The organism is Brevibacillus humidisoli, from assembly GCF_020923435.1.
Lineage (GTDB): Bacteria > Bacillota > Bacilli > Brevibacillales > Brevibacillaceae > Brevibacillus_E > Brevibacillus_E humidisoli.
The window spans coordinates 3,455,277-3,476,285 of record NZ_CP087263.1 but is presented as its reverse complement, the minus strand read 5'-3'; the positions used below and the strand labels follow the sequence as shown (position 1 = coordinate 3,476,285).

Below are 21,009 nucleotides of genomic sequence, written 5' to 3'. Positions count from 1 at the left end.
GGATAGCGATAACTGGTGCATGGACGAAGGATAAAACAAGGGCAAAAAATACCCTGAACTGCATAGTTTCATCACGGTGTCATAACCTTTTCCATTTTACGCATTTTTTATCTTGCTGCAAGAAGGGGAATATGCTAGATTTAATCAACACTGTATGGGAGGAAAAATATGTATGGAGGAGATCGCTCTATCTGCGAATGCTTCCCTGCGGCGGCTGGAACTGACTGATGCCGCTGAGGTTTTTGCGGTCATCGACGCCAATCGCACCCATCTGCGACAGTGGTTGCCATGGGTTGACGACACGGCATCAGTGGATGATTCCGCAGCCTTTATCAAGACAACCATCTCTGGGCGTGAGCAAAACCAGGGATTGACCTTCGGGATCAGGCTTGCCGACAAGCTCGTCGGAACCATCTCCGTCCATGGGATTAACTGGGCCGATCGCAAAACTACGCTCGGCTACTGGCTGGCTGCCGATGCTCAGGGTATGGGGTTGATGACCGCTTCTGTGAGAGCTTACCTGGATCATCTGGTGTTCGGCGAATGGCAGTTAAACAGGGTGCAGATTGCTGCAGCGGTAGAGAACCAGAAAAGCAGGGCAATCCCGGAACGATTGGGATTTCGCCTGGAAGGAATTTTTCGCCAAAACCAGCTGCTTTATAACCGATATGTAGATCATTCGATGTACGCCATCCTTGCCGAGGAATGGTTGGAAATACGGGGGAAAAATCTCAATTGACAAAAAATTTTCCCTCCACTACGATGGAGTAAGCTTCGAGCGATGGGATGCGTCAGCATCCCCTTTTTCCTTCATAAATAAGTAATGTTATAGAGCGCATGAACAGTTGAACAACCCGTGTTGCGTTTTTTGTATGGTAGAGGAGGAACGGTTAAACATGTACACCTTTCGCCAACTAACCTGGTTTTTCCGCAGGTATTGGAAGAGATACACACTTGGCATTCTGATGCTGTTGATCATCAACGTATTGATGCTGGTCCCGCCTCGTCTGATCGGCGGTGCTGTCGATCATATGCGGATGGGCACCATGACCCAGGCGAAACTGATGGAGATATTGGCGATCCTGATTGGTCTGGGACTGCTGTTTTACGTGCTCCGTTTTCTCTGGCGCCATCTGTTGTTTGGCGGCTCGTTGACGCTTGAAAAACTGCTTCGTCAGCGGTATTTTGCCCACCTCACGCGGATGACCCCGTCCTTTTATCAGCGACGGCGCACCGGCGATGTGATGGCGATTGCGACCAATGACATTCCGGCGATTGAGCTGACTGCGGGAGAAGGGGTGCTGACGCTGGTCGATTCGCTGTTTATGACACTGCTGGCCCTGACGACGATGCTGGTGACGATTGATTGGAAGCTCACCTTGGCCGCGCTTTTGCCAATGCCGTTTCTCGCTTGGGCTACCGCTTACTATGGGAGACTGCTGCATGAACGCTTTTATCTCGCTCAGGAAGCGTTCGGGCGGATGAACGATCACGTGCAGGAGTCTTTTTCCGGCTTGCGTGTGCTGCGTGCCTTCGTACAGGAAGAGAAAGATGTGGAAGCGTTCCGTCAGGTGAGTGAGCATACTCTGCGCCGCAACGTAGCCGTGGCCCGGGTGGATGCTTTGTTTGACCCGACCATCTCGGTCATTATCAACTTCAGCTTTCTGATCGGCCTGGGGTACGGCTCTCTGCTTGTCTTCAACGGAGAGATCTCACTGGGCGATCTGGTTGCCTTTAACCTGTACCTCGGCTTGTTGATCTGGCCGATGTTCGCATTTGGCTTCTTGATGAACATCATCCAGCGGGGGAGCGCCTCCCTTAAACGATTGCAGGAAGTCTTCGCAGAAGAAGCAGATGTGACAGAGACCCCGAATGCGCGGGATACGGTGGAGCCGGGCGATGTGGAAGCAGTCAATCTGAGCTTTCGTTATCCGGGCAGTGAACAGCCTGCCCTGACTGATATCTCCTTTCGGCTGAAGCAGGGTGAGACTCTTGGTGTTGTCGGGCGTACCGGAAGCGGCAAAACGACCCTCTGCCGCTTGCTGCTGCATCAGTATCCGGTACCGGAGGACACGTTCTATCTGTCCGGGGTGCCGATTGAGAGATACCGTTTGTCTGCTCTGCGGCAGATGATCGCCTATGTCCCGCAGGAGCATCTGTTGTTCTCGCGGACGATCCAGGAAAACGTTGCCTTTGGCAATCCGCAGGCTGACGAACAGGAGATCGTAAACGCCCTTCGCCTGGCCGAGATGATGGACGATATCGCTCACCTGCCGAACGGACTTGAGACACTGGTGGGAGAGAAGGGCGTGATGCTCTCAGGTGGTCAGAAGCAGCGTATCTCGATTGCCCGAGCGCTGCTTGCGGATGCACCCGTGTTGATCCTCGACGACTCACTGTCAGCGGTGGATGCACGTACAGAAGAAAACATCCTCCGCCATCTGCGTCAGCAGAGAGCGGGGAAAACGACGTTGATCGCCGCTCATCGCCTGTCGGCGGTACAGCATGCCGACCAGATCCTCGTCCTTGATGAAGGGAAAATCGTCGAACGGGGGACGCATGATCAGTTGATGGCACGAAACGGCTGGTATGCCGAACAATACCGGCGTCAGCAGTTGGAGCAGCTGATTGAAGGCGCACAGGGAGGAGGCAAGCGATGAAGCAACCGAGCGTGATCAAGCGGCTGGTCAACTATGCCAAACCGTTTCAGAAGCGGATCTGGCTGGCTCTGCTGCTGCTGATTCTGGCAACGGCTGCGGAACTCTCCGGTCCCTTTATCGCCAAGGTGGCGATTGATGATCATATCTTAAGTGTTCAGAAAGAATGGTACCGTTACGACGCGGTTCCCACTGCATCAGGAGAGCAGCTCCGTTACAGCAGGATTGCTGATTCCTATCTGGTGCGCGAGGATTGGCTTCCTCCAGGAGGTGGTATCTCCCGGGGAGAGGAGAGCCAGATTATCAGCGAGGGAACGGACTATTACCTCGCTTTCAGCCCGATCGAAATGGAAGGTGCACGGACGTTTACTCCATTGGATGCGACTGACCAAGGACGTGGCCGCTACCAGCTGACGATCAGCCGGGGAGACCAGACGCAGTCAGTAGAGGTGCTCCAGCTGACCGCCGATGAGGTAAAGTCGCTTTATCAACATGACGTATCACCACTGCTATGGTTAGTCGGCGCATACGCCGTTTTGATTATTGTATCTGCCGGTTTGAACTATGTTCAGCTGCTGTCCCTGCAGACCACGGCACAGCGAATCATCCAGCAGATGCGGATCGATCTGTTTCGTCATCTGCAGAAGCTGCCTGTATCGTTCTTTGACCGGACGCCGATCGGCTCACTGGTTTCTCGCGTCAGCAACGATACGGAAGCGGTGCGGGAGTTGTATGTGAGCGTGCTGGCTACGTTCGTGCAGAACGGCGTCTATCTGCTGGGCATTCTGGTTGCCTTGTTTATCCTACAGCCTGAACTGGCTCTGCTCTATTGCATTTTGATCCCGTTTCTGCTGCTGTTGGTGATCGTATACCGGCGCTACAGTTCCCGGGTTTATGCGACGGTTCGCCAGCGCCTGAGTGAGATGAATGCGACGATTAACGAAATGGTGCAAAACATGACCGTTGTACAGGCATTTCGTCAAGAAAGGCGTGTACAAGAGGAGTTTGCCGGTCTGAATGAGGAGTACTACAAAGGACGGATGCGGGAAACCCATCTGCGAGCCCTGCTGCTGCGGCCTGCTGTCGATCTGCTGGAAAAACTGGCCCTCACCTTGGTTATTTGGTACTTTGGTTCCCATGCCCTGCAGGGGGGGCTGATCTCGTTCGGGATTTTGTACGCCTTCGTCGACTATCTCAGCCGGTTTTTCGAACCGGTCAACATGATCATGGATCGGCTCTCTCAACTGCAGCAGGCGGTGACAGCGGCCGGTAGAGTGTTTGAACTGCAGGACACTCCAGAGATGGAGGCTGGGGGAAAACAGGAAATCAGGCGCCCCGCAGGCAGAGTAGAGGTAGAGAATCTCTGGTTCGCCTATCAGGGAGAGGAGTACGTCTTAAAAGACGTATCGTTTACGGTTGAGCCTGGTCAGACGGTTGCCTTAGTCGGCCACACCGGCTCGGGAAAAAGTTCGCTGATGAACCTGCTGCTCGGCTTCTATCCATTGACAAAAGGGACGATCACCATAGACGGCGTGAACGTTGACGAGATCGATCCGAAAGCCTTGCGTCGTCACGTAGGGTTGGTCTTGCAGGATCCGTTTCTGTTCGCTGGTGATATCCGATTCAACATCCGTTTGTATGACCAGACGATCAGCGAACAGCGTGTCGTAGAGGCAGCAAAAGCGGTGCGGGCACATGACTTTATCACGCGCCTGCCGGCACAGTATGCGGAACAGGTAGTAGAGCGGGGGGCCACTCTCTCAGCCGGACAGCGGCAACTGCTCTCATTTGCCAGGGCCTTGGCTGCCGATCCTGCGATACTGATTCTGGATGAAGCGACCGCATCGATTGACAGCGAGACGGAGTCGACCATCCAAAAAGCGCTGCATGTGCTGTCAAGCGGCAGGACTACTTTTATGATTGCCCACCGATTGTCAACCATCCAGCATGCCGACCTGATTCTCGTCTTGTCACGCGGAGAGATCGTGGAACGCGGCACACATGAGCAGTTGATGGAGTTGGAGGGACTCTACCATAAAATGTACCTGCTGCAGCAGGGGAGAACCCCCGTCGTTTCCGCCGAGGCGGAGACAGGAACAACCATTTGACATCCGCCCGGGGGAAGGCTGTACGATGGGAGTGGAAAGGAGTATACAGAGCAATGCCTTCTTCACGGTTTACGATATGGACATTGATTGTGGTGGTTGCGGTTGCCGGGGCCAATCAGGGGCTAACGCTGCCTCTGTTGGCCATCCTGCTGGAGGAACAAGGGGTTTCATCAGTAGCCAACGGGTTGAATGCAGCCGCCATGTACATCGGGATTTTATTGGTCGCTCCGTGGTGGGAGGCGCCATTGCGCCGGTGGGGGTACCGGTCGCTTATCGTGTTTGGTTTGGTGCTGGTGACGGTCAGCACGCTGCTGCTCCCGTTTTTTGATGGACTGATCATCTGGTTTCTGCTGCGGCTGGTGATGGGGATCGGGGATTCAGGCCTTCATTATGCCAGCCAGTTGTGGATTACAGAAGTATCGCCCCCGGAGCGGCGGGGACGGGACATCTCGTTGTACGGATTGGCCTATGGCGTGGGGTTTAGCATCGGTCCGCTTGGCATTAACCTGCTGGGGATCGGAAGATGGGCACCGTTTTTCGCCGTCAGTTTGCTCTATCTGGTAGCGTTCGTGATGATTGCCCGCCTCCCCAACGCCCATCCGCAGCCGATCGCGATGACAGGAGAGAAACGGCAGAACAGGTACGTTGTGGTCACTCGCCTGGCCTGGCTGGCTCTGCTCCCGCCCTTTCTGTACGGATACATGGAAGCCTCGCTCAACGGCAACTTCCCCGTATACGCACTGCGGACCGGTGTCTCGGCAGAATGGGTCTCGATCATCTTGCCTTCTTTTGTCGTCGGCAGTCTGTTCCTGCAGCTGCCGCTCGGTACTCTGAGCGACCGGGTGGGCAGGAGACAGGTGATGATGGGTTGCGGCATTGTGGGGGCGATCTCGTTCAGCCTGTTTCCGCTGGTGGGCGATTCCACCTGGCTGATGATGGTCTTGCTCGCAGCGGCAGGCGCTGCCGTCGGCTCCTTTTACTCATTGGGCATGGCTTATGCCGCTGACCTGCTGCCGCTAGGGATGGTGCCGACAGCCGGGATCATCGCAGGGATCAACTTCAGCGTCGCCAGTATCATCGGCCCCAACGTAAATGGGTACCTGATCGAGTATCTCTCGCCGGGGCTGATGTTCTGGGTGATGGCGGCGATGCTGGCCGCCTTCGCAGCTTCCTGTCTGTTGTTCCGATCACCTCGGGCGGCGCAGCAGGTCGACGGCATGGCGGCCGCTGAAGAGGATGGGCATAGCATCACCGCAGACGGGAAATGCTAAGGACAGCATGCTCGATGCTCGAAAGGCAGGTGGCACTCGTGCTGACACCGTGCATCAATCGGCGGGCAGTCATCTGGATCCTGTTTTTCGTCATCAGCTTCTTTACCGTACAACTGTGGGACGGGGAAGAAGCAACACCCGATCCAACACAGGTCGTGCAAAAAGAGCAGAAGAGAGGGTGAGCGAGCTGCTCATCCTTTTTTATATGTTGCTTTTCCTGAAACGCCGAAACAAGCAGTCCGTCTAACCATGTAGAAACATGTTGTAAACGACTGCTTATAGCCTTTTCACCATTCTTCCAGCGGAGAGGATAATCATGCGCAAAAGGATGCTGTCCCTTGCCCTGCTCCTTTTTTTGGCCGCAGGCTGCAGTGAAACTGCTGCACCGTCTGACGTCTCCACATCCCCCAGTCCAGCACCTGACCAGAATGAACCCAATCGAGTCCCGCTCTCCTTCGTGCCTGTGCCGCCCGAGGACATATCTGTTACAGACGCACCAGTCGAACTGGTAAAAGTAAAAAGCTTCGGGCTGCAGCGTATTTCGGGCAAAAAGAATGTGTTTGTTCACCTCTATGTCGATCCGCAGTTCCAGAACAAACCGGAACAAGGAGAAGTAATTGCCTATCTGCAGGACGGAGCTGATCTGTACAATCTGGGGATAGTGACCGATTACGGGATTGCCCAAGCCAGTGTACAAGCTGCCGATCTAAATGGTGACGGCCGATCCGAAATCGAGTTAAGCGGTCACCTCGGTTCCCATTATGAGGAAATCAGAGTGTTTGGCTTTGACTCGGAACAGGGGAAGTGGTTGCGGTATCTGCAGACAGGCTCGCCGCTGAAAAAAGATCTCGATGGCGACGGCAGGGCTGAACTGCTAGCGGTCTCACAAGGGACGATTCCCAGCTATCTCTGGATCTTCCGCTGGGAGAATGGCCAATTCTCCCAGGCCGACGTAGCGACAGCTGTGGACGGCGAATACGCCCGGTTGATCGATGGGGAACCTCAGCCCCTAATCGATACCGGCAGTGCTGATGACTCCCGCTTGTTCCGCTATCAGCAGGGCGATCTGGTGGAATGGGAAAAACAATCTAAATAAGTATCGGGAAGAGTGGACGGAGATAAGCGCCTCTTCAGACAGATTTCGCGAAAACGAATGCTTTTTACCCATGGTTTCGTTACAATAGAATGCAGATATCTATCACTCGTCATGAAGAGGGGGTTCTTCAGTCGTGATTATACAAGTGAACGATCTGCATAAAAGCTATGGCAAACTAGAGGTACTCAAGGGTATCACTACCCAGGTCGCCGAAAAGGAAGTCGTCTGTGTGATCGGTCCATCCGGCTCGGGCAAAAGTACCTTTCTACGCTGTCTCAATCAATTGGAGCCGGTTACCAGTGGCCAAATCATTATCGATGGTTACGATGTCACCGACCCCCGCACTGATATTAACAAAGTTCGCGAAGAAGTAGGCATGGTGTTTCAGCGGTTCAATCTGTTCCCGCACAAGACGGTGCTGGACAATGTCACGTTGGCACCAGTCAAGGTCAAAAAGGTATCGGTGGAAGAGGCGCGCCAACGGGGGATGGAACTGCTGCAAAAAGTGGGACTGGCTGACAAAGCCGACGTCTACCCGGAACGTCTCTCCGGCGGGCAGATGCAGCGCGTCGCAATCGCCCGTGCACTGGCGATGAATCCCAAAATCATGCTGTTTGATGAGCCGACCTCCGCACTCGATCCGGAACTTGTCGGCGAGGTGCTGGCCGTGATGAAAGACTTGGCTGGTGAAGGGATGACCATGGTCGTCGTCACCCACGAGATGGGATTTGCCCGGGAGGTCAGTGATCGGGTCATCTTTATGGATCAGGGTGTCATCGCCGAAGATGGGACACCGCAAGATCTGCTGGTCAACCCACAAAACGAACGCTTACGCACGTTTCTTCGCAATACCGTTGGCTAGACTGTTCAATTGGACGCTTCACTCAGCAGCTGGCTGATGGTGACAAACTTGTACCCTTGAGAACGCAGATCCGTGATCAACTGCTGCAAAGCTGCCAGTGTCTGCTTTTGATTTAAGCCTCCATCGTGGAACAGGACGATGTCGCCGGGCGTGACGTTTTGCTTGACACTATTGATGATGACGGACGCCGTCCGTTTGAGTGACCAGTCGCGTGGATCAACCGACCAGTAAATCATGTCGTAACCGGACGACTGAACGGCATTTCGCACATCATGGGTAATCACTCCGCCGGGTGGACGGTAGTATTGGGTAAACACGCCTGCCTTCTGCAGTACCGCCCGTTCGGTACGTTTGATTTCATCATACACTTGTTGTTCGGTCAGTTTATTGAGGTCATGGTGCTCATATCCGTGATTTCCGATCTCATGTCCCGCTTTTCGCATCCATTGGAGGATCGAGGGATATTTGTCTACTTGAGAACCCAGGACAAAAAACGTTGCCGGAACACCGTTTTTGTGCAGCGTTTCCAGAATCAGCGGGGTATAGGTAGGGTCGGGGCCATCATCAAACGTGAGCGCCACGATCTTTTTTTGTGTGTCGATCCGATGAATCGGCTCGTCAAACGCGGTTTTACCAAGACTGGATAAAGGCATAAGCCAAACGGCGGCGACAAGAACACAGCATACCCACCAGCGGTGCAAGCCAACCAGCTCCTTTCTGTTGGAACGTCTGTCTGACGCCGCTGCTTATAGGTTCACCGCTATCCGCAAAAACATGCTGTCAATCTGCGTAGGACAAGCCGCAATATCTGCCAGTCCGGTTGGGCGGAAGCAGATTGACTCTGTGGTAAAATGGAAACAAAAAAGCAATGAAAGGGGAGAAACCAGCGTGGTAGAACTTCAGGGCACGCTGCGTGGGTTGGTCCACAGTTATCATGGGAAGGATCAACCAGTCGATTATTATCTGCAGCTAGATGGGGAAAAGCTGCCGTTAAACGAGTGGATGGGCAATCATGTTACCCTTTCGTTTCTCGGGCAGAAGAACTGTATCGCTTGTGGGCGGCGGACAAACAAAACGTTTAACAGTGGATACTGCTACCCCTGTTTTACCAGACTGCCGGAGAATGATCTGTGTATCGTCAAACCACACGAGTGCCACTTTGATCAAGGGACCTGTCGAGATGAGAGCTTTGGAGAAACATACTGCATGATTCCCCATTACGTCTACCTGGCCTTATCCAGTGACGTAAAAGTTGGACTCACCCGCAAACACAATCAGTTGAAACGCTGGGTAGACCAGGGGGCGATTCGGGCTATTCCGATCGCTGAACTGCCGACGCGGCGGATGGCTGGCGAACTGGAGTTTCACCTGAGTCAATATCTGCCGGACAAGACCAACTGGCGCAAGATGCTGAAGGGAGAAGTGGCGGAACGCGATCTGCTTGAGATTCGTGACGAAGTGTACGGCTACTTCCCGGAAACGTTCAAACCATTTCAAATCAAGGAAGACGAGTGGGTGGAGATCACCTATCCCATGCTGGAGACGCTGGACAAGATCACCTCTCTCTCCCTGGACAAGCAGGAAGAGGTACACGGCAGGCTGCTTGGCATCAAAGCACAGTACCTGGTACTGGAGGGGGGCGTGTTTCATACCAAAAAACATGCTGGTTACCAGGTAAAGGTTTCGGTTGGGTAGGTTTGAGCACCCTTGTCCTGACATGGTATGCTGACAGAAAGAAAAAAGGTGGGAATGATGGCAAATGACCTTGAAGGCGTATGTGTACGATAAGTGCGGTACGTGCCGCAAAGCGAAACAGTGGTTGAGCAAAGAGGAGATCTCCTATGAAGCGATTCCGATCGTCGAGCAGCCGCCCAGCAAAGAGGAACTGCGCCGCATGTGGCAGCAAAGCGGTCTTGACTTGAAGAAATTTTTCAACACGAGCGGCCAGCTCTACCGTGAACTGAATCTGAAGGAGCGGCTCCCAGCGATGAGTGAAGACGAGATGCTCGATCTCCTCTCGCAAAACGGCAAGCTGATCAAACGTCCGCTAATCACGGACGGCAGCCGGGTGACCGTCGGTTTCAGAGAAGATGAGATGGAGCAGTGGAGGCCAGTTCGATGAACCGCCCTCAGCCATCGCGCAGAGTGCAGAAGCTGACTTCTGCGATTTTTACTGAGATGGCCCAGCGAAAAAAAGAGGCGGCACGTACCGTCAGGGTGATCGATCTGGGCATCGGCAGTCCCGATCAACCGCCTGCCCCTCATCTGGTGGAAGCATTGACAGCGGCTGTACAGCGGCCCGATGTATATGGTTATCCGATGTCAGAAGGATCCCCCCACTTTCGGCAGGCAGTGGCCGAGTGGTATACATATCGGTTTGGCGTAGAGCTTGATCCCGACCAGGAGGTACATGCCCTGATGGGCTCCCAGGACGGATTGGCCCACGTGGCGATGGCTTGGGTCGATCCGGGTGAAATCGTTCTGGTTCCTGACCCCGGCTACCCGATCTACGCCGGAAGTGTCCATCTGGCCGGTGCCGAGATGTATCCGATGCCGCTCCGAGAGGAAAACGGCTATCTGCCCGATCTGGAGGCGATACCGGAGGAGGTGCGGAAGCGTGCCAAACTGATGATCCTGAACTATCCCAACAATCCGGTTTCAGCCGTCGCACCGCTTTCTTTTTTCGAGCAGGTTGTTCGGTTTGCCAGGCAGTACGGGATCATGGTGGTTCACGATCTGGCTTATTCGGAGATGGCCTTTGACGGGTATCGGCCGCCCAGCTTCCTGCAGGTGGCAGGAGCAAAAGATGTGGCGATCGAATTCAATTCGTTTTCGAAAAGTTTTAACATGGCGGGCTGCCGGATCGCTTATGTGGTCGGCAATGCGGAGCTGATACAACCACTCGCCATGATCAAATCCAACATTGACTATGGTGTGTTCTACCCTGTACAGGAGATGGCGATTGCCGCACTGCGAGGAGACATGTCCGGCCACTTTCCCAATACGATAGGCCCTCTCTATCAGGAACGGCGCGATGTGCTGTTGACGGGACTCAATCAGATTGGCTGGACGATCCCGGCTCCGAAAGCGACGATGTTCGTCTGGGCATCGATACCACGAGGATGGTCGTCTCGTCAGTTTGCCTTTCGGTTGCTGGAACAGGCGGGTGTAGTAGTCATACCAGGCAGTGCATTTGGCGCAGAGGGAGAAGGATACGTGCGCATCGCATTGGTGAAGAAGCCAGACGAGCTGTTGGAGGCCGTTGGACGCATTGAGCAATCCGGCATTCTCCATCAGGTGCCGCAGCAATAGTCGCTTCTTGGAGCGCGCAAAACATTGACACAAGTTTTCCTTACGAGCGGTATAAATCAGGTGTATGTGGGCATCCTTTTTAACGGTGTTGTCCAAGGCTGGCAGAACTTGGCTTACTAAAAAATGAACCAACTGTTCAAAGGAGGCCACGATAAAATGGCACAACGTTTGGTAGGTTTGCCGGCACCTGATTTCACGATGGAAACAGCGCTGGGTAATGGGAAGGACTTTGGCAAGGTTTCGCTGTCTGACTACAAAGGCAAATGGCTGGTGATGTTCTTCTACCCGCTTGACTTCACATTTGTCTGCCCAACCGAGATCATTGCGCTTAGTGATTCGATGGAAGACTTCAAAGATCTCGATGCAGAGGTACTTGGGGTTTCGGTTGACTCCATCCACTCCCACCGTGCATGGATCAACACGCCTCGCGACAAAAACGGTTTGGGCGGTCTCAATTACCCACTAGCTTCCGACTTCTTGAAAACAGTCGCACGCGACTACGGCGTGCTGGATGAAGAAGATGGCGTTGCATTCCGCGGTCTGTTCATCATTGATCCGGAAGGCGTGCTGCGCTATCAAGTCGTCACCGATCTGAACATCGGCCGCTCCGTGGATGAGACTCTGCGAGTGCTGCAAGCACTGCAATCGGGTGGTCTCTGCCCGGCTAATTGGCGTCCGGGTGAGGAGCACCTTGTCAAAAGTTAAGCACAACGGGGTGTATGAAACGACTGTTCCAAAAAGGTAGCGTGCAGACAAAGCCTCGGTACAGGCGGAGAGCTATCTCCCCCGCGCCGCTCCCTTTTGTCTTCGGTCAGAAAGGTCTAACTGATTTCTGTTAGACCTTTTTTTAACGAAACGACAAGTGGAGCATAGGTTTTTCGTGCTATGGCAGAATAGGGTATGAGGAAAAACTGCTGTTACACACGCAACGTAGGTCTACATATGGAAAGGGGTTGGAAACAGTGAGGTTACGTGAAGAGTTGCCCGATTTTCCCGGGATTACCGAATGGGTGAATGGTCAGGTGAGCAAGGATGATCTGGCGGGCAAGCCGGTGTTGATTCATTTCTGGTCGGTCAGCTGCCACATGTGCAAAGAATCGATGCCGCAAATCAACGAATGGCGGGATAAGTATGCCCAACAAGGCCTGCAGATGGTAGGCATCCACATGCCGCGATCGGAAGCAGATACGGATATTGCGGTGATTAAAGAGACCATTGCCGAGCACAACTTGACCCACCCCATCGCGATCGATAATCGGATGACCACGACCGATGCGTTCCAGAACGAGTACGTTCCAGCCTACTATCTGTTTGATGAGTCCCTCCAGCTTCGTCACTTCCAGGCAGGGGAAAAAGGGTTGAACCTGGTCAAAAAACGGTTGTTCCGAATTCTCGGCATCGAAGAGGAATCGTAAGATCTTTGTCCAATAGTAGTAGCGATAGACAATGATTAAGATCAATAGGAGGAGTAACGCAGATGGATTATCCAAAAGAGCTTAAGTACAGCGAAGAGCACGAGTGGGTACGCGTAGAGGGGAACAAAGCGTATATCGGCATTACGTCGTTTGCACAATCGGAATTGGGCGATATCGTATTTGTGGAGCTTCCCGAGGTGGGAGCAGCGATCAAGCAAGATGAGCCATTCGGCAGTGTCGAGTCGGTTAAAACCGTATCCGAGCTGTACGCACCGATCAGCGGTAAGGTGCTGGAAGTGAATGGGGAGCTGGAAGACTCGCCTGAATTGGTCAACTCCTCACCGTATGATCAAGCGTGGATGATCGTAGTAGAAATCTCCGATCCCAGCGAGTTGGATAAACTGATGGACGCAGAGAAGTACGAAGCGATGGTGAAGGAGTAGTCCAAGACTGCTTTCACAACCTTGTGCGGGCTTCCTCTTTGCTTTGCAGGCGAAAGCAAAGGGGGAGCCTTTTTTCTGATCGCCGCTTGTGGGTGCGATTGCTTACTCCGGCCATGGTTTTCAGATGTGGCTGTCAGAAGAAAAGTTTCTTGCAAGTTTCCAGATTAGTCTGAATATGATAGATGAAAGGATCGATTCAACTCGATTGCTGCACTCGCCGCCTGCCGATATCAACTGGATAAACTGGTATGATTTTAGGCTTGGTAGAGAGGAGTGAGGTGAGTTACAATCGAATAAAGATAGACTATGACAAGACGCGCCTATACGCGTGCGTCAGGAGGGGATAGAGTATGAGTTTTTGTTGTGGAGCGGGTATGATTGGCTCATTTGGTACGGTTCGTCACCAAAAGACGCTGGTTCACAACGTTCCGATCATGTTCTGCCCTGTTTGCAACCGAATGGATGTTCATCCCGCCATTGAAGGGGAATTCGAAATACTTGTAGAATATGCACAAGGCGATAATGCTCGGGAAGTCGATTTCAGCGATTTTGTAACGGTTGACAATCTGCCGGATTTGTTCGAGAATTGTACGATGACTGATGATGGCAATTATGCCGAAGTACTAAAGCAGCAGATTGACATCGCCCTTGATCTGTTGGGCATTGCCAAAGGGCTTGAGGATGACGAATGGCGAGATGCGTTGAAAGTGCGACTGCAGCATTTGAGTGAGCGTCTCAGGAACTACAACAAGCGAAAAGAGATGTCACGGTATACCGCGTAATATTTTTTCGTCATGTGTGCATCATTATGGAAGAGATCGCTTGCCGTTTTGGGAGGATTGCACAAATGCTATACTTGCAAGGTGTTCATCACATTGGACTCAACTGTCGGAACCCGCTGAAAACAGCCGAATTCTTTAAAGAAATTCTTGAGGTTCCGTTACCGTTGGATGATGTCGATGAGAGTCAGCCCATCTACTTTACACTGGGTTCCCACGTGAGGATTGGCCTTCATCAACATGACATGGATGGGCAGAATGGTGTTGGTCAGGTGGACCATATTGCTTTTTCCGTAGCCACTCGAGCGGAACTGGACTACCTGGTTGACAAGCTGGAAGTGCAAAATATCCCCTATCGCGGACCAATCGAGCGCCCGAAGAGTTATAATCTTTATTTCGAATCTCCAGACGGACACCACTTGGAAGTAAGGGTAGAAAAAGATGAGCAGGACGAAATCTGATCATTATGTACCGGATAAGTCCCGGAGGTACAGCTGATGGTCGCCCCGTACAGGGCAGGCCATCAGTTTTTTTGTTTTTGTCGAGAGGTTTTACGACAGCGCGACAGGAGACGACAAGGCTTCTCTCCCCTCGCCAAAGGATTCGACGCAGCCCATCCAGAAGCTGTTTTTGCAGATGGCAGGTTGCGGAAAGGGTGGGATTGTGGCAGGGTTGTCAAACAGCTTGACCGTATTTCAGAAACGACTGGCGGAAAAAACATTTCTTCGACCGCTGATCAGAGGATGGGAGCGGCGGATTGGACTGGTTGTAGAGGATAGAGCGTTGAGGATGATGCTCTCCTTTTCGGGACAGGAGTGCCAGTTTGGTGATTGGCCACAGGGAATGAAAGCCGATTTCACTCTCTGTGGGCGTGAGCGAGATCTGCTTCGCCTGTTTTCAGGTGACGAGCTGTCTTACCTGCATGCCCGCCAGTTCATTCGGCAGACAGGAGCGCTGCGAGATCAACTGAAGTTAGATGCATTGCTTCGACTCACTTTGCAGGAGTCCAGGTAAAAGGTCCGTACCGGCGATGTCGATGTGCAGACAGGCAATCCTGTCCGCTCCAGCCTGTGGTATAATGGCAGGCAGGAGTTGGTGAGAAATGAAGAACATACGGCTTGGCAGAACCAATCTCACGGTTTCGCAGCTTGGCTTTGGCGCGATGCATTTGCCAAAGCTGGATCAGACAGAGGCTGATCGCGTGATGAACCACGCATTAGATCGGGGAATCACCTATATCGATACGGCCGCAGCGTACGGCGACAGTCAAGAGAAACTGGGCAAGGCAATTGCTTCCCGCCGCCACGAGTACGTATTGGCGACGAAGACCCAGAAGCGCTCATACACGGAGGCCAAAGAGGAGATCGAGAACAGCCTCAAGCTGCTTCATACGGACTACATCGATATATTGCAGATACACTATGTCAACTATGTCAGCGAATACCGGGAGGTCAAATCACCCGATGGCGCGCTGCGCGCCGCTGTAGAGATGAAAGAAAAAGGCTATATCGGCCACATCGGCATCACCGGTCATCGTCCGGAACTGCTGGCTCGTTGGCTAAAGGATTATCCGTTCGATACGGTGCTGTTTCACCTGAGTATGGTACAGCCGTTTGCCGAGCGGGATCTGATGCCGACAGCGATCGATCTTGATGTTGGGATGATCGCGATGAAGCCGCTGTCCGGACCGTTTTTATCGCGAACCGAAGAGGCGATTCGCTACACGGGCGGATCTGCAGCACACGTCGTGCTATCCGGGATGAAAAGCATCGCTGAAGTGGACAGTAATCTGGCGGCACTAGAGCATGAAGTGACCGCAGAGGAAAGAAGCCAGTTGGTGCAAATGGCGGAAGGGTTGGACGAGCACGGCTGCCGCCGCTGCAACTACTGTTCCTGTCCTCTCGGCATCCGCATCCCCGATACACTGATCCCGTCCCGCTATCGGAACCGATACGGACTGCTTCCAGCCGGCGAAGAATTGTGGAACAAGTCAGAAGAGAAGTTCTCTCAATGTCTCACTTACGAGCCGTGCCGCGACCGTCCTTTGTGTGAGCGCGCATGCCCCTACCACTTGCCGATTCAGGATGAGATTCGCCGATTGACAATGAACAGCACACCCGCCCGTTCAAGCTGATCAAAAAGTGTTGCCATAAAAAGCGGTTCCGTTGCAGAGCCAAATAGTGGTATACTTTTGATATGTAATATAGTCGTCCCACAGATCCTAGGGTCTGGTTATGAATGAAGGAAAGCCCTTCGTCATAACCAGGCCCTTATTGTTTTTTTAGGGGCTGGAAAAGGGGAGTGGTCTATGGAACCTTTGTCAGCTACATAGGATCAAAAGGAGTGACGACAAAGTGCGAGAGGTTTTTGAGGATCGTACGTTTCGCAAACTATTTTTTTCGAACCTGTTTTCCGGTTTTGGCCAGGGGATGACCATGATTGGCGTCTCCTGGCATTTGGTGGAAACCACGGGCTCCGCCAAACTTCTTGGCTCTACGATGCTTGTCTCTTCTATTTTCGTGTTTCTGATCGGACCTTTTATCGGGACATGGATCGACCGCTTTTCCCGCAAGGCCATCTTGCAGCTGGAACAGGCAGGAGGGTTCACCGTACTGGCGCTCATGGCGATGTGGGGGTTTGGGGGTGCGTACCAGGGGTGGATGCTGATGCTCATTTTTTTGGCGACTACCTTCATCTTGCAGCTCCACTATCCAGCACTGTCTGCCTTTGTCCAGGAAACATTTGACCGCAAGCAGTACAACCAGATCAACTCGTTGCTGGAAGTGGAGAACCAAACTGCTCTGGTTCTGGCCGGTGCTTGCTCTGGCCTGCTTTTGGAACCGGTCGGCCTTCATGTGCTACTGCTGCTTAACGCATTGACGTATCTGATTGCCTTTGTCATGCTGTTAGGCATCGACTACGTTTTTACAGTGGAAAAGCAAGCCGAGAAGGATGTCCGAACACCCTGGGGAGAGTCGCTCCGCCAGGGTTGGCTCTATCTGAGGGAAAGACGAGGCTTTATGATATTCGGAGTTTCTGCTCTAGTCCCCTTCCTTACGGTCACGTTGGTGAACTTGCTTAACCCAGTCTTTGTGAGTCAAACGTTGTCAGAAGATGTGAGCATCTTCTCATTTGGCGAGGTTGCGTACTCCGTCGGTGCAATGGCGGCAGGTATCCTTTTTGCCTGGATCAGTCGAATAGGCGGTGCGTTTTCTTCCATGGTGTTTTATTACCTGTTGATGGTGCTTGCTTTCGTGTTGACAGTCGCTGTTCCAAAAGCATGGATGTTTGTCCTCATGTCAGCATTTATAGGTTGGTGCAACGTTTCAACACGGCTGATTCGACAGAACGTTTACATGGAGGTGCTGCCCAACCGTTTCATGGGCAGGGTGATGAGTTTCTTCCAATCGATCGGTACGCTGCTGCGGATGCTGCTGCTCTCTTTGTTCACTGTCATGATTGACACCACTGGTGTAGAAGGTGGCTACTTCGTCTTGGCAGGACTTTTACTGGTTGCAGCGCTGGGGATTATCGTCTCCATGCGCCATCTGTCATCCTAATCAGACGAGCCTTCACATTTTTTTCACACAACTCCGCAAAATCATGTGGCTTAATTTGATAAATGTGATATACTATTTATCAACGAACAGCGTAAACAGATAATCACAATGTGGAATGTGTGGGAAGGAGATCGTTCACATGAAAATCAAGACAGTCAAAACACTGAATGAGGTGCTCGCGAACTCCGACGTAAAATACAATCTGTCCGTACCACAGCTCGTTGAGGCCGCAGTAAAGCGGGGCGAGGGTGTGCTGACTGATCAGGGAGCGCTCAACACCCTAACGGGCAAGTATACCGGGCGTTCTCCCAAAGATAAATTTTTCGTGGATGAGGAGTCGGTTCGGGAAAAGATAAACTGGGGTCCCGGCAATCAGCCGATTGCTGTCGATCAATTCGAACGGCTCTACACGGACGTGCTTGACTATTTACATGAGAAAGAACTGTTTGTATTCGACGGGTTTGCCGGTGCCGATCAGGATTATCGACTGTCGCTTCGCGTCGTCAACGAGTATGCTTGGCACAACCTGTTTGCGCGGCAGCTGTTCATTCGCCCTACGGCAGTAGAACTGGCTGCGCATTCGCCGGAGTTCACGATTATCTCTGCACCGGGCTTTAAAGCAGATCCGGCCGTACATGGCACTCATTCGGAGACGTTTATCATCATCAGCTTTGAACGCAAGACGGTGCTCATCGGCGGAACCGAATACGCTGGCGAGATGAAGAAATCAATCTTTACTGTGATGAATTACCTGCTGCCGGAGGCCAACGTCCTTTCCATGCATTGTTCGGCCAATGTGGGCAAAGACGAGAAAGTGGCTCTCTTCTTCGGCCTGTCGGGAACGGGGAAAACCACGTTGTCAGCCGACCCCGACCGCTTCCTGATCGGGGATGACGAACACGGCTGGTCAGACAACGGCGTCTTCAATATTGAAGGAGGCTGCTACGCCAAATGCATTCGGCTGTCGGAAAAGGGAGAACCGCAGATCTGGCAGGCAATCAGCTTCGGTACGGTGCTGGAGAATGTCGATGTCGATCCGCTGACCAGAAAAGCTGATTACGATAGTGATACGTATACGGAGAACACTCGTGCCGCCTATCCGGTGGAGAAGATCCCTGGCGCGGTGATCCCTGGTGTTGGCGGTCATCCGGACGTGATCATTTTTCTTACCGCTGACTCGTTTGGGGTGATCCCGCCGATCTCCAAGCTGACAAAAGAACAGGCGATGTACCACTTCCTCTCCGGCTATACCAGTAAGATGGCAGGAACAGAGCGGGGAGTCACGACACCTCAAACCGAGTTCTCCACCTGCTTCGGAGCCCCCTTCCTGCCGCTTGATCCGGTGGTGTACGCGGAAATGCTCGGCAAAAAGATCGTCCAAAACAATGTGCGTGTCTACCTGGTCAACACCGGCTGGACTGGCGGCCCTGTAGGTGTCGGAAAGCGGATGGAGCTGGCCTATACGAGGGCGATGGTCACCGCAGCCATTCAGGGAGAGCTGGAAAACGCACAGTTTGTCATCGATCCGGTCTTCGGTGTAGAGGTGCCGACCAACTGCCCGGGGGTGCCCTCAGAGGTGCTTCAGCCGCGCAACACCTGGACGGACAAGGAAGCTTACGACCGTCAGGCAAGAGAATTGGCCAGCCGCTTCGCGGAAAACTTCAGCAAAAAGTTTCCAAATGCGGTCGAGATCGCACAGCAAGGACCACGAATCCGATAGCCCACCCTTTTCTCCGCTCTCATCCTCTCTCATGGATGAGGGCTTTTTCTTTGCAGTTGGCGGAGATTTTGCTAAACTGAGGAAAGCATAAGGATGGTGGAAAATCCCTGCCGCATGATCCTTACATAACGAAGCGGTGTCGGTGATACAGTCGACACCTGTAGAGAAGGGTATTGAAAGGAGTTGTTCGTGATCATGATCACCGCCATACAGCCTGCGTCGACCCTTTCCCTAAAAGAATGGGCCGTCGCAGTAAAAGCTCTAGGAGAAGGGAAGCAGATCATCACCGTTCGCAAGGGAGGACTCTATGAGGAGACACGAGAATTCGTTCTCGAGCATGATACCTTTTACCTCTATCCGACCTATGAACATCAAAAACCGGAGATGGTAAAACCAGCGTACCATGCTGACCTGGAAGCGACACTGGAAGGATGGAGCCCTGATCAGCCAACAGTGCCGATCCGATACTTCGCTCATATCACCGATGATGTGGAGCTGCTTGATGAAGCAAAACTGAGAGCACTCAACCCGTATCACATCTGGACGGACAACTTTGCGGACGTCCGACTGCACTGGAAGAAGAAAAAGCCGCTGCATATCCTGTTTGCCCGCGTCTATCGGCTGCACCAGGCCATCGAGCTGCCCATCGCGGAGGAGTACAAGGGCTGCAAATCATGGCACCATCTGCTGCAGGAGATTCCGCAGACCGATTTCACGCCCGTCCTCACGGATGAGGAATATCAGGCGAAACGGGCAGAAATCATGGATGTGCTGCGATAAGGCAAAGTTTTTGCCACACCCCACACATACTAAACATTTATATTTAAAAAATACAGGAATAGTTGTAACGTTGCTTTATAATAATTCTTATTATACAATGGTAATTGAGAACGGATTGAGAATGAATAACTGCTTGTGTGGAAATGACTGGTAGATACATAAGCAGTTTGTTTTCCTGCAATCCAGATTACTGACAAATGGAGGAATGATGGATGTCTGGCGTACCGCACCTGCAGATAAAAAATCTTCGTGCGAAGGTGGAAGATAAGGAGATCCTGAAAGGTCTTTCTCTGGAAATCAAGGGCGGAGAAGTGCACGCGATCATGGGCCCGAACGGAACAGGGAAATCCACGCTTGCTTCTGCGCTGATGGGTCACCCGAAGTATGAGGTGACGGACGGAGAGGTGACGTTTAACGGCGAGGACCTGTTGGAGATGGAAGTGGATGAGCGGGCTCGTGCCGGTTTGTTCCTGGCGATGCAGTATCCATCCGAGATAACCGGTGTGACCAACGCAGACTTTATCCGCTCTGCGATCAACGCACGCCGTGGAGAAGGAAACGAGATCTCGCTGATGAAGTTTATCCGCGAAATGGATAAGCAGATGGGCTTGTTGGAAATGGATGAGGCGTTTGCCCACCGCTATCTCAATGAAGGTTTTTCCGGTGGTGAAAAGAAACGCAATGAGATCCTGCAAATGTTGCTGCTGCAACCCAACTTCTGTATTCTTGACGAGATCGATTCCGGTCTTGACATTGACGCCTTGAAGGTGGTCGCCAAGGGTGTCAACGAGATGCGTTCGGCAGAGCGTGCTTTTTTGATTATTACCCACTATCAGCGACTGCTGAATTACATTACGCCTGACTTTGTTCACGTGATGATGCAGGGACGGATCGTCAAATCGGGCGGGCCTGAACTGGCAGAGCGTCTGGAAGCAGAAGGGTACGATTGGATCAAAGAAGAGCTCGGCATCGAAGACGAAACGGTTAACGCCGGTGTGTAAGCGAA

At 52.6% G+C, this 21,009-nt stretch carries 22 protein-coding genes; 21 read left to right on the top strand and 1 reads right to left on the bottom strand.

What is annotated here, in order from left to right:
• Positions 1-172 precede the first annotated feature (172 nt).
• The 7 genes from LOK74_RS17055 to LOK74_RS17025 all read left to right on the top strand — a co-directional run bounded on the left by LOK74_RS17055 (position 173) and on the right by LOK74_RS17025 (position 7,994).
• Positions 173-739 carry a GNAT family N-acetyltransferase gene (locus tag LOK74_RS17055; RefSeq protein WP_230043214.1) on the top strand — a complete coding sequence of 189 codons (567 nt, stop codon included), beginning with the start codon at positions 173-175 and terminating at the stop codon, positions 737-739.
• A 157-nt stretch (positions 740-896) separates the two neighbouring features.
• Entirely contained in the window at positions 897-2,660 is a 1,764-nt protein-coding gene (locus LOK74_RS17050; protein WP_230043213.1) for an ABC transporter ATP-binding protein, read from the top strand.
• Complete coding sequence (locus LOK74_RS17045) at positions 2,657-4,765, top strand: ABC transporter ATP-binding protein (RefSeq protein ID WP_230043212.1); 2,109 nt, start codon at positions 2,657-2,659, stop codon at positions 4,763-4,765. Before LOK74_RS17050 ends, LOK74_RS17045 begins: the two co-directional genes overlap by 4 nt.
• Positions 4,766-4,818: 53 nt before the next feature.
• Positions 4,819-6,036, top strand: coding sequence for an MFS transporter (locus tag LOK74_RS17040; RefSeq protein ID WP_230043211.1), 1,218 nt, complete (start codon positions 4,819-4,821; stop codon positions 6,034-6,036).
• Positions 6,037-6,074: 38 nt separating this feature from the next.
• Positions 6,075-6,218: a hypothetical protein gene (locus LOK74_RS17035; RefSeq protein ID WP_230043210.1), complete on the top strand. Its 144-nt coding sequence runs from the start codon at positions 6,075-6,077 to the stop codon at positions 6,216-6,218.
• A 134-nt stretch (positions 6,219-6,352) separates the two neighbouring features.
• Positions 6,353-7,132 carry a hypothetical protein gene (locus LOK74_RS17030; protein ID WP_230043209.1) on the top strand — a complete coding sequence of 260 codons (780 nt, stop codon included), beginning with the start codon at positions 6,353-6,355 and terminating at the stop codon, positions 7,130-7,132.
• A gap of 133 nt (positions 7,133-7,265) precedes the next feature.
• Positions 7,266-7,994 (top strand): amino acid ABC transporter ATP-binding protein, encoded by a 729-nt coding sequence (locus LOK74_RS17025; protein WP_277613392.1) that lies wholly within the window; start codon positions 7,266-7,268, stop codon positions 7,992-7,994.
• A 5-nt stretch (positions 7,995-7,999) separates the two neighbouring features.
• Here LOK74_RS17025 and LOK74_RS17020 read toward each other — a convergent pair whose 3' ends face one another.
• On the bottom strand, positions 8,000-8,647 hold the full coding sequence (locus tag LOK74_RS17020) for a polysaccharide deacetylase family protein (protein WP_230047041.1): 648 nt from the start codon (positions 8,645-8,647) through the stop codon (positions 8,000-8,002).
• Between the two features lie 235 nt (positions 8,648-8,882).
• Here LOK74_RS17020 and LOK74_RS17015 point away from each other — a divergent pair, with 235 nt between their 5' ends.
• The 14 genes from LOK74_RS17015 (at position 8,883) to sufC (ending at position 21,004) form a co-directional block, all read left to right on the top strand.
• Complete coding sequence (locus LOK74_RS17015) at positions 8,883-9,689, top strand: DUF2797 domain-containing protein (RefSeq protein ID WP_230043208.1); 807 nt, start codon at positions 8,883-8,885, stop codon at positions 9,687-9,689.
• Between the two features lie 64 nt (positions 9,690-9,753).
• Entirely contained in the window at positions 9,754-10,116 is a 363-nt protein-coding gene (locus tag LOK74_RS17010) for an arsenate reductase family protein (protein WP_230043207.1), read from the top strand.
• Positions 10,113-11,306, top strand: coding sequence for an aminotransferase class I/II-fold pyridoxal phosphate-dependent enzyme (locus tag LOK74_RS17005; RefSeq protein WP_230043206.1), 1,194 nt, complete (start codon positions 10,113-10,115; stop codon positions 11,304-11,306). Before LOK74_RS17010 ends, LOK74_RS17005 begins: the two co-directional genes overlap by 4 nt.
• A gap of 156 nt (positions 11,307-11,462) precedes the next feature.
• Positions 11,463-12,011, top strand: a complete 549-nt coding sequence (locus LOK74_RS17000) for a peroxiredoxin (protein ID WP_230043205.1) — start codon at positions 11,463-11,465, stop codon at positions 12,009-12,011.
• Between the two features lie 257 nt (positions 12,012-12,268).
• Complete coding sequence (locus LOK74_RS16995) at positions 12,269-12,721, top strand: redoxin domain-containing protein (protein WP_230043204.1); 453 nt, start codon at positions 12,269-12,271, stop codon at positions 12,719-12,721.
• Positions 12,722-12,783: 62 nt separating this feature from the next.
• Positions 12,784-13,164, top strand: coding sequence for a glycine cleavage system protein GcvH (gene gcvH, locus LOK74_RS16990; RefSeq protein ID WP_230043203.1), 381 nt, complete (start codon positions 12,784-12,786; stop codon positions 13,162-13,164).
• 350 nt (positions 13,165-13,514) lie between these two features.
• Positions 13,515-13,946, top strand: coding sequence for a hypothetical protein (locus LOK74_RS16985; protein ID WP_230043202.1), 432 nt, complete (start codon positions 13,515-13,517; stop codon positions 13,944-13,946).
• Positions 13,947-14,011: 65 nt separating this feature from the next.
• On the top strand, positions 14,012-14,404 hold the full coding sequence (locus tag LOK74_RS16980) for a VOC family protein (protein ID WP_230043201.1): 393 nt from the start codon (positions 14,012-14,014) through the stop codon (positions 14,402-14,404).
• Between the two features lie 202 nt (positions 14,405-14,606).
• Positions 14,607-14,957, top strand: a complete 351-nt coding sequence (locus tag LOK74_RS16975) for an SCP2 sterol-binding domain-containing protein (protein ID WP_230043200.1) — start codon at positions 14,607-14,609, stop codon at positions 14,955-14,957.
• Positions 14,958-15,045: 88 nt separating this feature from the next.
• Complete coding sequence (locus LOK74_RS16970; protein WP_230043199.1) at positions 15,046-16,077, top strand: aldo/keto reductase; 1,032 nt, start codon at positions 15,046-15,048, stop codon at positions 16,075-16,077.
• 220 nt (positions 16,078-16,297) lie between these two features.
• Positions 16,298-17,503 (top strand): MFS transporter, encoded by a 1,206-nt coding sequence (locus LOK74_RS16965; RefSeq protein ID WP_230043198.1) that lies wholly within the window; start codon positions 16,298-16,300, stop codon positions 17,501-17,503.
• A gap of 139 nt (positions 17,504-17,642) precedes the next feature.
• Positions 17,643-19,223, top strand: coding sequence for a phosphoenolpyruvate carboxykinase (ATP) (gene pckA / locus LOK74_RS16960; protein ID WP_230043197.1), 1,581 nt, complete (start codon positions 17,643-17,645; stop codon positions 19,221-19,223).
• A gap of 195 nt (positions 19,224-19,418) precedes the next feature.
• Positions 19,419-20,003 (top strand): DUF1802 family protein, encoded by a 585-nt coding sequence (locus LOK74_RS16955; protein WP_230047040.1) that lies wholly within the window; start codon positions 19,419-19,421, stop codon positions 20,001-20,003.
• A 212-nt stretch (positions 20,004-20,215) separates the two neighbouring features.
• The gene (gene sufC, locus LOK74_RS16950) at positions 20,216-21,004 is read left to right on the top strand and encodes a Fe-S cluster assembly ATPase SufC (protein WP_230043196.1); all 789 of its coding nucleotides are present in this window, start codon (positions 20,216-20,218) and stop codon (positions 21,002-21,004) included.
• Positions 21,005-21,009 lie beyond the last annotated feature (5 nt).